The organism is Magnetovibrio blakemorei, from assembly GCF_001746755.1.
Lineage (GTDB): Bacteria > Pseudomonadota > Alphaproteobacteria > Rhodospirillales > Magnetovibrionaceae > Magnetovibrio > Magnetovibrio blakemorei.
In genome coordinates this window covers 1-14567 of the sequence record NZ_MCGG01000039.1, presented here as the reverse complement: position 1 = coordinate 14567, position 14567 = coordinate 1, and the positions used below count along the sequence as shown (strand labels likewise).

Genomic DNA, 14567 nt, shown 5'->3' with positions numbered 1-14567 from the left:
GTATCGATATTGCCCAATCCAATCGTAACTCGTCAACCAGCGTTCTCTTCCGGGCGGGCCTTAAAGTTTTCGTTTGATAACGTCCTGCAGCATGGCTTTGTCTAAAGATAAATCTGCGACGATCTTCTTTAAACGAGCGTTCTCCTGCTCCAATTCGCGCAGACGCCGCATCTCGCTAGGCATTAAACCCGCATACTTCTTCTTCCAATTGAAATACGTCCCCTGGCTAATCCCGGCCTCTCGACAAATCTCCGCAACCGGTATGCCATCCTCGCCCTACTTGACGATGAATGCCCGTTGCGCATCCGTGAATCATGATGCTTTCATTCGGTCTTCGCTCCCTTCCCAGCAGGAAAATGAAAACGAAAAACTCTAACCTATTTCGAGGGCATTTGGGGGAAGCAGATCACATTTGCTGCAAGTTTTCTGCTGGAATTGATATAGCTTGGATCTTAAGCTACATTATACACGTTTGGATTCAGTTGGAGCGTCTGCTGGCCGTATCTTCTTAAGGCTTCAAAGGCGCTCCTACCTGATGTGTAGAGTTGGGTCATTTCTCAGCGGGACGTTTTGCAACCCATAGATTTTATGTCACAGATCTTCCCGACAGTCCTAAAATGTTCTAAGTTTCATGCAACTGGGCGTCGCACCGAGGCGCCCTAGGGTCAAATAATAATGAAAATACTAGATGCTAACAATACCCGTATATCGCGCGAATTTATTAAGGAAGCCGCAACGGCTCAGTCCCCCAATCGACTTTTAGAGCTCGCACGCGACCTGCGCACAATTGGCCGCCCGGATGAATCTTTCAAATTATTAGTTCGTTATAGACAAGAGCATCCTCAAAACAAATCCTACCGTTTCGAAGTATGTTTAACCCACGCCGCATTAGGTAACGTTGCAGAGTCTCTCAAAGCTGTACAAGAGATTATTGATAATAATGAAGCGAACCTTGCCTTGCTCTTGATCAGTGCATTGGGTGCCGTAGAAGGCATAGATGCTATTGGCAAGCCCAATGTACGTTCCCTACTGTCTGAGACTATTTCGGAAGAGTCTCAGGCATTTGTATTCGACAAGGTTCCCTTAAAAGGTATCAGCCTTTTGCATATGCATGCGGTCATAAACGCCAGCAAGCAGCTTGACTTCAAGTCTCGCGCACATTTTATTTTTGATGTCATATCAAGAAAGTGTAAATACCATATTCAGGATAAAATTGCCGTTATAATTATTTTATTCATAAGGTTAATACTTAGACGTTGGAACGTGAAAATATCATCCATGGGTAATTTCACGCGTTTAGCAGATATGGTTGATAGAATTGATCCTGTTTTACGACGGTTCCGCGACAACCTGGATAGTACACCGCTAATGATTGTTCTCTATTTTGGCGGATACCCAAACGACACACTCATGAAGCTCTATAGCAAGCACTGTCTATTGGTCTCTCCCCAGGGCCGCCTATTGACAAAACTTTTCAGGATTGCATATTCCAATATTGAAAATGTAAATAGGCACACGGAACTGACAACTGACTACCGGAAAATCAATAATGATTTTCTCAATGGAGCTCCCATTTTATCTATACCAGATGCAGATGCAAGACGTGTTGAAAAAAAGCTTCGCAATATCGGCATCAATTGTGAGCAGCCGATTATATGTATCGGCTTACGTGACATGGCGTATTATAATTTTTACGGAACTGTCATGAACGTTGGTGAAACAGCTCAAGCGCGAAATGATACCTACCATAGATGCCCTCCACTCTCCTCTTACCTAGAAACAGCTGATTATTGGGCTAAGCTAGGGTACCAAGTCGTGCGAATGGGATTGAAGGTCAGCGAAACTCTTCCAAAGGACCGCCACCCTCTTATATTTGATTACGCTGTAGATGGGCGCAGTGACGAACTGGATGTTCATCTCTTCTCACGCTGTCATTTCATGCTTGCTGGTGATACTGGCTTGTTTTCCGGAGCAGCCGCCTTTGACCGTCCGGCGGTTGTAAGCGACCTATTTCTAATCCGCAACACTATTTACTCATCAAATAAAAAATCTCCTAGCATATTTATTCCAAAATTAGTTTTAGATAAAGAAACAAATAATCTTATTAATTTTAGTGAGTTGATTTATTTTAATCATCATTTCACGCATGGCGCTGATTGCTCTAATGCGCGTTTCGAATTAGTACATAATGATTCCGAAGATATAATAGCCGCAACGAAAGAGCTTTCATTGAGGCTCTCTGGACGCTATGAAGAGACAATAGAGGACATTGCTCTTCAAAAGCACTTCCGTGATATATACGCACCATATCATGTTGGCTACAATTCTACTGGATACATCTCAAGTCACTTTCTTCGAAAATATTCTCATCTACTGTAAACTAAGGGAACCGATATGCTAGGACAGTTTATTTGCGATAGGGGTCACATATACAACGTGATCATCTTGGCTGGCGGTCTGAGCACACGCATGGGCGAGGCTTCAGAATACATCCCCAAGGCCCTATCCACCATCGGTTCACAACGAGCAATAGACCTATTAATTAGCAAATTTTTGTTGGTATCTCATAAACTGGTCGTTGGCACAGCCTGGCACAGCGACTTACTTGAAAGCTACATATCAGGGCGCTACCCAACCCAGCGCATTAGTTTTTCTCGTGAATCCCCAAATGACCTTAAAAACAACGCGACCTCTCTTCTGTATGCCCTTGACCATATAGATAGCCGTTACGGTACGATCATTTCATTTTGTGATCTGATTTTATTAAGCAACCCGGTCATTTCCGGCAGCACCCTTTACACGACGCACAAGAACACCAAGGGTGTTTTGGGGACATATAGGCACTCGGTCCAAGCTGAAGATGGAATAGTGAAAAAAATTCAGGAGATCAGCCCGCCTCAACATATCGACACCATAGACAATGGCGTGATTGGGCAATTTGTTTTCTCCAATACCTTGCTGCTGAAGGAAATTGCATATTCGCTCGCAAGGAAGGGAGAGCTTTCAGATATTACCTCTGATATTATAACGCGTTACGTTGCCGAGGAAAAAACTCGAGTGGTTGAAGTCGATGCTCTTCTTGAATTTGGCACTAAGGAAGACCTAAATAAAGCGCGTAAATTCTGGGAAAATCACTAAATTATTTCTAATTCTAATCCCCATAACTCTCACGGTTTACGCGCTGCAAGTGCTATTTACCTTACAGTCAACACTGGTTTTCATCACAACTCAACAATTCGGGATGACACATAATGAAGGTTAAAGTTTTTGGTGCCGGATCTATTGGCAACCACCTTTCACATGCTTCGCGCCGCTTAAATTGGAGCGTAGACCTATGCGATATTGATGAGGCTGCGCTAAAACGCACCAAAAATGATATTTACCCACAGCGTTATACCACATGGGATGAAGAGATTCAGCTCTTCTCCAACAACAATGCTCCCAAGGGAGGGTATGATCTGATCATCATCGGAACGCCACCCGACACCCATATTTCCATGGCATTAGAGGCACTGGAAGAAAACCCTAAGGCAATTTTAATCGAAAAGCCTGTTTGCACTCCCGATTTAAATGGCGCTCAAGAACTACTTGATAAGGCAAAAGCCAAAGGCATCCATCTTTTCGTTGGCTATGATCATGTGGTTGGCCCGGCCAGTGACAAAGTAAGTGAATTAATTAAATCTGGAATTACCGGAACAATTGAAACGATTGACGTTGAATTCCGTGAATACTGGGGTGGTATTTTCAACGCACACCCATGGCTTGACGGCCCGAGCGATAGTTATCTTGGCTACTGGAAACGCGGCGGCGGTGCCAGCGGTGAACATTCTCATGCCATCAATTTATGGCAGCACTTCTGCCATAAAGCAGGAGTAGGCCGCACAATCGAAGTCAATGGTATGCTTGAATATGTAAATGACGGCATTGTTGATTATGACAAACTGTGCGTCCTCAATCTCAAAACAGAATCTGGCATGGTGGGCCGGGTGGTTCAAGATGTAGTCACCAACCCCCCTCGGAAGTGGGGACGAATTCAAGGCCAAAATGGGTATATCGAATGGCACTGTGGATATAAGCCCGGCTGCGATGCTGTTATTCATAATTCAGAGTTAAATAAAGAACAAATAAATCTGTTCGAAAAAACACGCCCCGATGACTTCATTGCTGAACTGCATCATATTGAGAATCTGCTCAGTGCCAAGCTGGACGCCTCACCGATTTCATACCAAAAAGGCCTAGACACCATGCTTGTGGTGGCGGCCATCCACAAATCAGTGAAAGAAGGGCGCACAATTTCAATTGATTACAACAAAGGTTACACTGAAGATTCACTTAGCTAGTTTTGATGGAGATAGTGAAGCTCCATCTGTTAGGTAAAATTACATCTGACTTAGACAAGACTTTTGAGCAATCAATGAAGAAGGTAGAGCACGTGAACAGTAACGTCACATTTAATTTTGAAAACTTGTTCGTTCTTGATTTGGCGAATAATCATCAAGGAAGCGTTGCACACGCAACAAAAGTCATTCAATCCCTAAGCCAAGTGGTTCAGAAACATGGCGTAAATGCGGCCCTAAAATTTCAATTTAGGCAATTGGACACGTTTATCCATCCGATGCACCAAAAAGACAGCGATAACAATCATATCCCGCGATTTTTATCGACCAGGCTGGCTCGTGATGATTTTCAAAAATTGCTGGACGTCGCTCAAGGCTGCGGATTCAAATCAATGTGCACCCCTTTTGACGAAGAGTCTGTCGATGTCATCACCGAAATGGGCTTTGATATCATCAAAATAGCAAGTTGTTCCGCCAAGGACTGGCCCTTGTTGAATAAGGTGGCAGAAGCCGGACTACCTGTCATATTCTCCACCGGTGGGTTAGAACTCAGAAACATTGACGATGTTGTCAGCTTCTTTGAACACCGCGGTGTGGATTTTGCCATTATGCACTGTGTCTCCATCTATCCGATTCCGCGAGAAAAATTCAATTTAAACCAAATAACGACCCTCAAGGCCCGTTATCCGGACCATGTTGTTGGCTGGTCAACACACGAAGCTCCCTCGATGACCGTGCCTATTCAAATCGCCGTAGCAAAGGGTGCGCAGATGTTTGAGCGACATGTTGGTATGGAGGCCGAAGGCATCTCTCTCAACGCATATTCATCAACACCAGAGCAAATTGACACATGGATTTCTTCCTGGAAAGAAGCACTCGTTCTTTGCGGGGCCAATGAACGCCCTGCAACATCTATTGAAGAAGCAAACGCTATTGCTTCTCTGCGCCGTGGCGTTTACGCCAAAAAGCCGATCAAAAAGGGTGTTGCCATTTCCCGAGATCAAGTTTACTTCGCTATGCCATACGTCGATGATCAATTGGAAAGCGGCGCCTGGAAAGATGGCATCGTCTCTCAACAAGACATAGGTAAGGACGATCCCGTTTTAGCGAATCAAGTCAATGTGCCCCACAACACAGATCAGCAAATCATCAAAACCGCAGTCCACGAAGTAAAGGCCATGCTGAATGATGCAAAAATTGTCCTAGGTAGCGATTTTGAGGTCGAATATTCCCATCATTACGGAATTAAGAACTTCACAAAAACTGGCGCCGTTATTATCAATTGCATTAATCGTGAGTACTGCAAGAAACTAATCGTTCAGTTGCCAAACCAAGACCACCCAGAGCATTTTCATAAACTAAAGGAAGAAACTTTCCAAATCTTATCCGGCACTCTGCATGTAAAAGTGGAAGGGAAAACTCACACGCTTGAGCCAGGCGATACGTGCCTTGTGCAACCCGGAGTCTGGCATAGTTTTTGGACGGATACAGGATGTATTTTCGAAGAAGTGTCTACAACCCACTACAATGACGATTCTTATTATAAAGACAAGGCGATCAACAAACTCGAACGGCATCAACGAAAGACCAAGGTGGATCATTGGGGCCGTTTCCAGCTTGAGTTAATGGTCAAGTAACATACCAAATGATTAAATGCGTCGTTTTTGATTTTGACGGAACACTGTACGATTCCAACGAAATCAAACAGAGGGCTTTTTTTGACTCGTCTTCAGAATATGCTGAGGCGCATGACTTTCTTCGTCAATTGCTTGCCAATCCAGACGCAGGAGACCGCTACGCGATTTTCCGAGAATTTGCCGCGCACTTGGTATCTTTGGGACTGTCTGATGAAGCTGCGCCTGAGTTAGGGTTGAAACTTGCTAAAAATTATAGTGATATTTGTTTCAAGCGAATTTCACGATGTAAAGAAATTTCTGGATCTGAAGCAACCCTCAGATCTTTGAAGCAATCATCTCTAAAACTATATATCAACTCAGCAACACCGGATGAAGCCCTTAAAGCACTTGTTGATAGTCGAAACATCTCTCCACTTTTTGATGGAATACTGGGTTCATCACATAGTAAAACAACCAATCTTATCTTCATTCTTCATAAAGAGAACATAATGAACGACCAGATGATTATGGTTGGGGATAATAACGCAGACTACCAGTCTGCCATAAACGTGGGCTGTCATTTCATAGGTATTGGAGAAAGCAAAAACGCATTCACTACCACGCCGCACATTCTTCTACCTGATTTGACCAATTTATCCCTAGTCATTGGTACCATCTCCCCTAAACGATAAACTCACCCTAAATTGGTATAAATGAAATGCTCGATAGCAAAAAAATTCTCGTCGTTGTTCCTGCACGTGGTGGCAGTAAGGGCATTCCTTTGAAAAACCTACGTACTGTTCTTGGTGTGTCTCTCGTGGCCAGAGTAGGTAACATCATCGCAGAAATTCCTGAGATTGATCGAGCAGTGATTTCCACCGATCATGAAGAAATTGCCAAAGTTGCCAGAGAATCTGGCTTGGACGCGCCATTTCTACGTCCACCATATTTATCAGGAGACACTATTGGTGATTTGGACGTACTCACTCATGCACTAAATGAAATGGAAAACATCGACGATACACAATATGACATCATCGTTATGCTGCAACCCACTTCTCCACTACGCAAAGCAAAGCACGTAGTGGGAACTATAGAAATGCTTGTGCGCAAAGGTTGGGATGCAATATGGACTGTCTCCGAAACAGATTCAAAAGCCCATCCGTTAAAGCAGTTGGTGGTCAATGATGATGGGAATATGGACTTTTATGACGATCAAGGTGCATTAATCATAGCCCGCCAACAGCTTCAAACTCTTTATCATCGCAATGGCGCAGCCTACGCAATTACGAGAGATTGTCTTTTGAACCAAAAGTCAATCATGGGCAAATATTCAGGTGCCTTCATCATAGACGAGCCAATGATTAGCATTGATACTGAATGGGACCTCGCACTGGTGGAAACTCTGATGCTTAAAGAAACTGCTAATACTAAAGCTTGTCCAAATCATGGGCACGGCAACTGATCATGAAAATTCTGATTTTTATAGATCACGACATCATCATTCGCCACTTTATCCATAGTAAAGTGTTTGAGACATTATCTGCATCCCATGATGTTAAATTTATATTTCCAGATGGTGACCAAAAGAGAGTTACGACAGATGTTGAGGCGCTTAAACTGGGCGGAAAGCATGCTTTCCTAGCCCCAAAGCAACCCCGTCTGAGACAATGGAAAAACCTCTTCGTTGCCGACACCCTTCGCTGGCGCTACGGCAAACAATTTTCTAGCCTGCGCACATTTAGAAGAGCCATGATAGGCCCTAAAGCCACGCTACTATTTTCGTTTTTAAGTCTTCCTGGCATTTACACAATATACAAATATATCACGTTAAATAAAATCAACGCGATTCCAAACAAAGAATTACAGGAACTCATAGATATTGAAAATCCAGATGTAATAATCCACCCATCAGTTCTTGATGGTGTTTTTATTAATGACCTCGTTATCACATGTCAGAATGAAAATATACCTCTTGTCGTAATCATGAATTCTTGGGATAACCCCAGCACAAAAAAATCTGTCATTGGCCTACCTGACTGGTTGTTAGTATGGGGTGAACAAACAAATATTCACGCTCAAAAGTTCATGAACATGCCAAGTGATCGCATAGTCAATTTTGGTGCAGCTCAATTTGATCTTTTTCGGCACCCTCCTCGCATTTCACGAGATGAGTTCTGCATACGTCACGACCTAGATCCAACTTCACAAATATTACTTTATGCAGGTTCCAGCAAAGAAACCAACGAATTCGAGCATTTGCGAAGCATTGATAATGCCATCGACTCAGGCATACTTGGTCACACCAAGGTCGTCTACCGTCCTCATCCATGGGGGGGGGGAGGGGAATGGCGGTGAACATCTACTTGATTACCCATGGAAGCACGTACGAATTGAAGAGAACATGCGAACCTATCTTGAGCAGGTAAGAGATGGAAAATCGGGTATTCATCTTGCTGATTACCGCCATACACATGACACGCTTTGTTGCATAGATGCCTTGGTATCCCCTCTTTCCACAATCCTCATTGAGGGTGCACTTCACGGCAAACCGGTTATGTGTTTTTTGCCAAATGACGAAAAGTCTGCCCGACATTTTAATCTTGTAGCACCCCTAACCCATTTTGATGACATGTTTTCCATGCCAGAGATCATTGTTGCTGACGGGCAATCTCAGCTTATCCCCAAACTATCTGAACTTATGGAGCATGTCGGGGATGAGGCGTTTCAATCCCAACTTAAACAAAAATGCTCATTTTTTGTAGAGCCTTTTGACAGTCCATATGGTGATCGGCTCGTCGCGTTTCTGGAAATGATAATCACTGACTTCAATTCACAGCTCCCCATGAACTCAGTCCGATATGAATGATAAACCCTCAATTTTATTCATCTATCCTGGAGCAGCGCGCCAGAGCCGCCTCATGGATATTGAGAATGGGCAGTCCCCCAAAGATTTCTTTTACGGGTATACTCACATCCGCGACTTAGGCTTTAAAGTCGCAATCGGCAATAGTCGCAAGGATCCTGTCGGGCCAATCAATCAGGTTATCCTCGCTTACGAACGTCTCCGCAATCGCCACATAAACTTTGGCATATCATCGGCACGAGTGATCGCGTTATCTGAGGAAATATCAAAATTTGATATAGCACTTAGCTTTAATGATTTCTTCAGCCTGTCTATGGGGCTATACCGCAGTCATATAAAAAATAACGCGCTTTTGTTTGGCGGGTTTCATGGTTTGTCAGACTTGCCAGAGCGTGTTCCCCCTGTATTGCGAGAATATGCCATGAGGCAGATTATCCGTGCCCTTAAGGGTCTCGATCATCTCTTGTTCTCAGGTGAAATTGACCGCGAAGTTGCCATTAAAATGTATAAAATCCCCCGGGAAAAAACATCATATTATCCATTTGGAGTCGATGCAGATTTCTGGCACCCTGCAAAATCTCCAATAAAGCATCATGGTATTTTATCTATCGGCAGTGATCCAAGTCGTGATTTCAAGACCCTCATCGACGCAGACGTTGAAAATAATATTCGCATCATCACCCGCCTGAATATTCATTCACCAGCGCACAAACCAAATATTGAAATTATTCGCGGTAGCCTATTCGGTTCCGAAATCACCGATATAATGTTGCGAGGACTTTACCAGCAAGCAAAGTTAGTGGTTGTTCCCCTAAATAATGTTTGGCAGCCGACAGGATGCAGCGTCACCCTTCAGGCCATGGCCTGCGGCAGGCCTGTTATAGTTTCGCAAATCAAAGGGTTGTGGGATACAAATATTTTGAAATCCGGAACGAACTGCTTGCTAGTTCCTCCTGGTGATGCTCAAGCCCTTAGCGTGGCCATACGCCGACTTGATAACGATGCGGACTTGCGCCAACGCATGGGCGAAGAGGCTCGACGGACAGTGGAGCGACACTTTACAATTGCGCGCATGAATACTGCTCTGGAAAATATTATTAGCGCCCAAGCCAAGAAGCTTTTATCCCCTCCCCCCTTGATTTTTGATGATCGTGTCTAATAACAATGCTTTTTAACTCACCAGAATTCTTATTAGTCTTTCTGCCAATAGTCTTAGTGGGATACTACGCACTATCTTTTAAGGTACATGCAAAACTTGGTGCGGGTTTTCTTGTTTTAACATCTTTATTTTTTTACGGTTGGTGGGAACCCGTCTACCTTCTGTTAATCATGGTGTCCATTCTTTTCAATTTTGTTATGGCCCGCGTTATTACTGCATGGCCCCGACCAAGCGCAGTTGCCAAACCCCTTTTGATTGTAAGCATCACTGCGAACCTGGGAACCCTTGCATTTTTCAAATACGCAAATTTTTTTATTGAATCATTCAGCGCCCTAAGCGGTCAGTCATTCAACAGCCTCACAATTATTCTTCCCTTGGCCATCTCTTTTTTTACATTCCAACAAATCGCCTTTTTGGTGGATGTCTATCGAAACCAAGCTAATGAAGCTGACCTTCTCACCTATTCTTTATTTGTGACTTTTTTCCCGCAACTAATCGCCGGCCCCATTGTTCACCACGGTGAAATGATGGGACAGTTCAAGAAGGCCGTTTCACGCGGGAAACCCCTTTGGGACAACTTAGCGGTTGGCCTTACAATCATTGCGATGGGGTTGTTCAAAAAGGTGATACTGGCAGAAAAAATGGCTTTCTGGTCAGATCGCGTGTTCAACACAGCGTATATGGGGGGCAGTCCGTCATTTATTGAAGCCTGGGTTGGAGTAATCTGCTTTACGTTTCAGATCTACTTTGATTTCTCAGGGTATTCAGACATTGCCATAGGGCTGGCGAGACTCTTTGGCATACGCCTGCCTTTAAATTTCGACTCTCCATACAAAGCAACCAACATTGTTGATTTCTGGAGACGCTGGCATATCACACTATCTAGGTTTTTACGTGACTATATATATTTTCCCTTAGGTGGAAACCGCAAGGGACGTATACGCCGCTATGTAAATTTAATGACCGTCATGGCCCTAGGGGGGCTATGGCATGGCGCTGGTTGGACTTTCATCATGTGGGGTGTACTGCATGGTTTATATCTTGCAATAAACCACTTGTGGTGGGCGGTAACTGGATCGAGAAAAAAATACGAAGACCGACGTACGGGGCAAATGTACCGCTGGTTTGGGCGTGCAGTCACACTCGCCGCCGTTGCCTTGTCATGGACCCTATTCCGTGCCAGCTCACTTGAATCAGCCTTAAATATGTATAAGGGATTGTTTACGTTGAACGGTGTAGTGCTTCCTCCTCACTACAAAACAATATTAGGATATTGGGCAGAAACGGCATCACAGATAGGCATACGCTTTGATGCTGTTCCAACGTATGGCGGAGGAATGCAAATTGTCTGGATTGTCGCTGTTCTGATAATTGTTTGGTTTTTTCCCAGCACACAAGAATTGATGCACAAATACGAGCCTGCATTAGACTTCGATGCATCCAGATCGCCAAAGGTCATGGGTATTCATTTTCCCGCATGGCGTCCATCTTTTATGCTTGGCATTTTATGTGGTGCTGTCGTCTTGTCACTCACAATTAAGTTACTACAAGGGCAAACCGGTGAGTTCATATACTTCCAATTCTAAGCGCTACTTTTACGGTTTCTCCCTGATATTCATAGTGGGAATTCTTCTTTTCGTGGTAGGCAGTGAGTTTATTGTCCGTACCATTGTTGCACCAAAAAATGAGTTCGATGCCGTGCGTGAGCGCCTACACTCAAGTCATTCCGCCTATGGTGCATTTGCAGATTCACGTGGTGCTAGTGGTTTACGTAGCAAAGAGGACTTCAGTAATTTCTCCATGGCTGGGGACAATCTTTCCACCATTATTGAAAAAGCGCGTTTTTTCGCAAATTCCAACGCAGCAAAAGGAATTATTATTCAGGCGGATCCCCACCACTTTGCAATTTATCGCCTAAATAGTGACCAGTCGGCCCTACGAAATGATCTCTTCAGGCCCGACACACCTTGGTTTCAATTTTTAAGGCCCTTTTACCGACAATACCTTCTCGAATACTGGAAAGCCTACATATTGAATTTAGCAAACCCCATCACCCAGGTTGCCGAAGATACCCAAGATCATTCAATAATCCGGCTAAGCGAACAACCACCTAACGAGATAGAGACAGCCGCATCCATACGCGCAGGACTTCAAGCACCTGTAAAAAATGTTATGCGTACACGGTTTGCAAATGCGTACGCTACGGCCATTCATGAATTCAAAAATAGTGGAATAGACGTCTGCATGGTTTCTTTCCCCGTCAGTTCTGCCTACCTAAAACTAAGTATCAGAGATCCTAATTACAGCCAAGCGTTGAAATATTATGCGGCTCTGGCTGATGAAATTGGTGTCAAATACGTTGACTTTTCATCTGCACTGGGTGACCGTTTGTTTGGTAATGCAGATCATCTAAATGAAGAGGGCGCACAAACTCTGACACATGCTATTCTTTATAATTGTTTTGGACTCAACCGATGAAAATTGCCATCGGCTATACAGTCGTCGAGGGTCCTTGGGGCGGAGGCAATCGTTTTGTAGCTGCACTTCGAGATGCACTTCTTAAATCAGGACATCTTGTTGTTCACGACCTACGCGCCCCCGACATAGACATCATCTTAATCATTGATCCCCGTACACGCATTCCCAACATCCCGTTTGGAGCGGGCAGCATCTTGCGCTATTTGGCATTTCGCAACCCAAAAGCCGTAGTCATCCACCGCATCAATGAATGTGATGAGCGCAAAAACACTCGAACTATCAATTTTCGTTTAAGACTCGCAAATTACGCTGCCGACCACACCGTTTTCGTCGGCTCATGGCTTGAAAACCTGAGCGTGTGGCGCAAGTGTGACGGACGTGGTAGTAGCGTCATTCTCAATGGCGCGGATCCGGACGTGTTCAACATGAATGGTCACAAACCATGGGACAGGTCAGGACCATTAAAGCTTGTTACACACCATTGGGGTGGTAACTGGATGAAAGGGTTCGATGTTTATCAAAAACTTGACCAAATGCTATCTGAACCAACATGGAGTGACCGTATCGCGTTCACCTACATCGGTAATGTACCGAAAGGATTTGCGTTCCAAAATACCACCCATCTCGCCCCCTTGGATGCATATCAGCTGGCCAATGAACTGCGTTCTCACCACGTTTATGTGACGGCATCGATCTTCGAGCCTGGTGGCAACCATCAAAACGAAGGAGCCCTATGTGGCCTCCCACTTTTGTACCGCGACTCGGGATGCATGCCAGAATACTGCAATGATTACGGTGTTATGTTCGATGGACCCGACAATATAGGTTACGCTATTAACCGCATGATGGATGAATACGATACGTGGTATGAACGCATCTCTTCATATCCCTGCACCATACAGAACACCGTTAACTCCTATTTGGAATGCATAAAAAGCCTTCACGGCACATGCGAAGAGGTGAGAAAAAGTCGTCACATCTGGCGCAATCCATTCTTATTTCTCCTTAATCAAATTCCGTTTTAATGTCAGGCTCAAACTATGCGCAAAGATTTTATGAGTATTGATGATAGCCACGGTGGCGACGAAACTACATTTATCGAAAAATATTGGACCGATATCTGGAATCGCCAAGGTGGCCCCAAAGCTGAAATCGGGAAAATTTCCAGCAAGGATGAGTACAAAGTTATCAAGCCTTTTTTTGATCAACTTCCCAAAGGCGCTCGGATTCTTGACGGCGGATGTGGTCTAGGAGATTGGACAGCATTTTTTACGCAAAAAGGGTTCGATTGCGTTGGCCTAGACCTTTCTCGTGAAACCGTTGCCAAACTTCACACTATTTTTCCCGATGTCATATTCAAGCCCGGTGATATCCGACACACCGAGTTCAATGATAATTCGTTAGATGCCTATTTTTCCTGGGGGGTGTTCGAGCATTTCGAAGATGGTATGCGGCCATGCATTGATGAAGCTTTGCGGATCCTCAAACCAGGTGGCTACCTTTTTATTTCGGTCCCATATGATAACCTCCGTCATGCATTACGCGCGGCAGGTGACTGGTCAGAACGAAAGGCAGCAAATCGTCATAACCGCCGTTTTTACCAGTGGCGTTTGACCAAGGGCGAGTTACGTGATGAACTGAGCGCGGGCGGATTTGACATTCACCAGGTAACGACCATTCACAAACGCCAAGGCGTTCTGCGTTTTTTGCACCACGAAGTTAAGCTCAGCTACAGTTGGTACTTTACTCGTGGACTAAGTTTGACCCTGGCACCCATTATTCCGGGTGGATTAATGGCGCACATGATTCTTGCCGTTGCGCAAAAACCGATGGACTCTTGAATTAAATTTATTTGGGGCTGCCCTAGACCGTAGCCTCATAACTTCTAGTCAAAATTCGCATTGAGGCGAGTTTCACACCAGCAAGAAAGTTCGGAGAGTTTTTATCATACCGCACGGCAATGCCCCGGAATTCCTTGATTTTTCTGAAGAACCGTTCTGCCAAATTGCGCGGTAGCCCCATTTGCTGAAAGCGAAGGTCTATTTTCGATTTCGTTTCGACGAAATGTTCGCCCCTGGGTAATACCCCCATTTTTAGGAGCCTCAATAAGT

General features: G+C 44.5%; 13 protein-coding genes and 2 pseudogenes. 13 read left to right on the top strand and 2 right to left on the bottom strand.

Annotated elements, in window-relative coordinates:
• Window positions 1-288: pseudogene (locus tag BEN30_RS11605) on the bottom strand (transposase); the annotation flags it as partial.
• A 387-nt stretch (window positions 289-675) separates the two neighbouring features.
• On the opposite strand from BEN30_RS11605, the gene BEN30_RS11600 reads away from it, so the two are divergent.
• The 13 genes from BEN30_RS11600 to BEN30_RS11540 all read left to right on the top strand — a co-directional run bounded on the left by BEN30_RS11600 (window position 676) and on the right by BEN30_RS11540 (window position 14297).
• Window positions 676-2379, top strand: coding sequence for a TIGR04372 family glycosyltransferase (locus BEN30_RS11600; RefSeq protein ID WP_069958515.1), 1704 nt, complete (start codon window positions 676-678; stop codon window positions 2377-2379).
• 57 nt (window positions 2380-2436) lie between these two features.
• Entirely contained in the window at window positions 2437-3138 is a 702-nt protein-coding gene (locus BEN30_RS11595; RefSeq protein WP_170827038.1) for an NTP transferase domain-containing protein, read from the top strand.
• Window positions 3139-3251: 113 nt separating this feature from the next.
• Window positions 3252-4340 (top strand): Gfo/Idh/MocA family protein, encoded by a 1089-nt coding sequence (locus tag BEN30_RS11590; protein ID WP_069958513.1) that lies wholly within the window; start codon window positions 3252-3254, stop codon window positions 4338-4340.
• A 14-nt stretch (window positions 4341-4354) separates the two neighbouring features.
• Window positions 4355-5974, top strand: a complete 1620-nt coding sequence (locus BEN30_RS11585) for a D-lyxose/D-mannose family sugar isomerase (protein ID WP_211563386.1) — start codon at window positions 4355-4357, stop codon at window positions 5972-5974.
• Window positions 5975-5982: 8 nt separating this feature from the next.
• Window positions 5983-6645, top strand: coding sequence for an HAD family hydrolase (locus tag BEN30_RS11580; RefSeq protein ID WP_069958512.1), 663 nt, complete (start codon window positions 5983-5985; stop codon window positions 6643-6645).
• 26 nt (window positions 6646-6671) lie between these two features.
• Window positions 6672-7418 carry an acylneuraminate cytidylyltransferase family protein gene (locus BEN30_RS11575; RefSeq protein WP_069958511.1) on the top strand — a complete coding sequence of 249 codons (747 nt, stop codon included), beginning with the start codon at window positions 6672-6674 and terminating at the stop codon, window positions 7416-7418.
• A 2-nt stretch (window positions 7419-7420) separates the two neighbouring features.
• On the top strand, window positions 7421-8311 hold the full coding sequence (locus tag BEN30_RS11570) for a hypothetical protein (protein ID WP_069958510.1): 891 nt from the start codon (window positions 7421-7423) through the stop codon (window positions 8309-8311).
• 46 nt (window positions 8312-8357) lie between these two features.
• The gene (locus tag BEN30_RS11565) at window positions 8358-8822 is read left to right on the top strand and encodes a hypothetical protein (protein WP_069958509.1); all 465 of its coding nucleotides are present in this window, start codon (window positions 8358-8360) and stop codon (window positions 8820-8822) included.
• Window positions 8815-9978 (top strand): glycosyltransferase family 4 protein, encoded by a 1164-nt coding sequence (locus BEN30_RS11560; protein WP_069958508.1) that lies wholly within the window; start codon window positions 8815-8817, stop codon window positions 9976-9978. The genes BEN30_RS11565 and BEN30_RS11560 overlap by 8 nt, the downstream gene beginning before the upstream one ends.
• Before the next feature lie 5 nt (window positions 9979-9983).
• On the top strand, window positions 9984-11564 hold the full coding sequence (locus tag BEN30_RS11555; protein WP_069958507.1) for an MBOAT family O-acyltransferase: 1581 nt from the start codon (window positions 9984-9986) through the stop codon (window positions 11562-11564).
• Complete coding sequence (locus tag BEN30_RS11550) at window positions 11539-12456, top strand: hypothetical protein (RefSeq protein WP_139134999.1); 918 nt, start codon at window positions 11539-11541, stop codon at window positions 12454-12456. The genes BEN30_RS11555 and BEN30_RS11550 overlap by 26 nt, the downstream gene beginning before the upstream one ends.
• Window positions 12453-13481 (top strand): glycosyltransferase, encoded by a 1029-nt coding sequence (locus BEN30_RS11545; protein ID WP_069958505.1) that lies wholly within the window; start codon window positions 12453-12455, stop codon window positions 13479-13481. Before BEN30_RS11550 ends, BEN30_RS11545 begins: the two co-directional genes overlap by 4 nt.
• Window positions 13482-13496: 15 nt before the next feature.
• Window positions 13497-14297: a class I SAM-dependent methyltransferase gene (locus tag BEN30_RS11540; protein ID WP_069958504.1), complete on the top strand. Its 801-nt coding sequence runs from the start codon at window positions 13497-13499 to the stop codon at window positions 14295-14297.
• A gap of 22 nt (window positions 14298-14319) precedes the next feature.
• On the opposite strand, the pseudogene BEN30_RS18985 reads toward BEN30_RS11540, so the two are convergent.
• Window positions 14320-14528, bottom strand: a pseudogene (locus BEN30_RS18985) (IS5/IS1182 family transposase); the annotation flags it as partial.
• Window positions 14529-14567 lie beyond the last annotated feature (39 nt).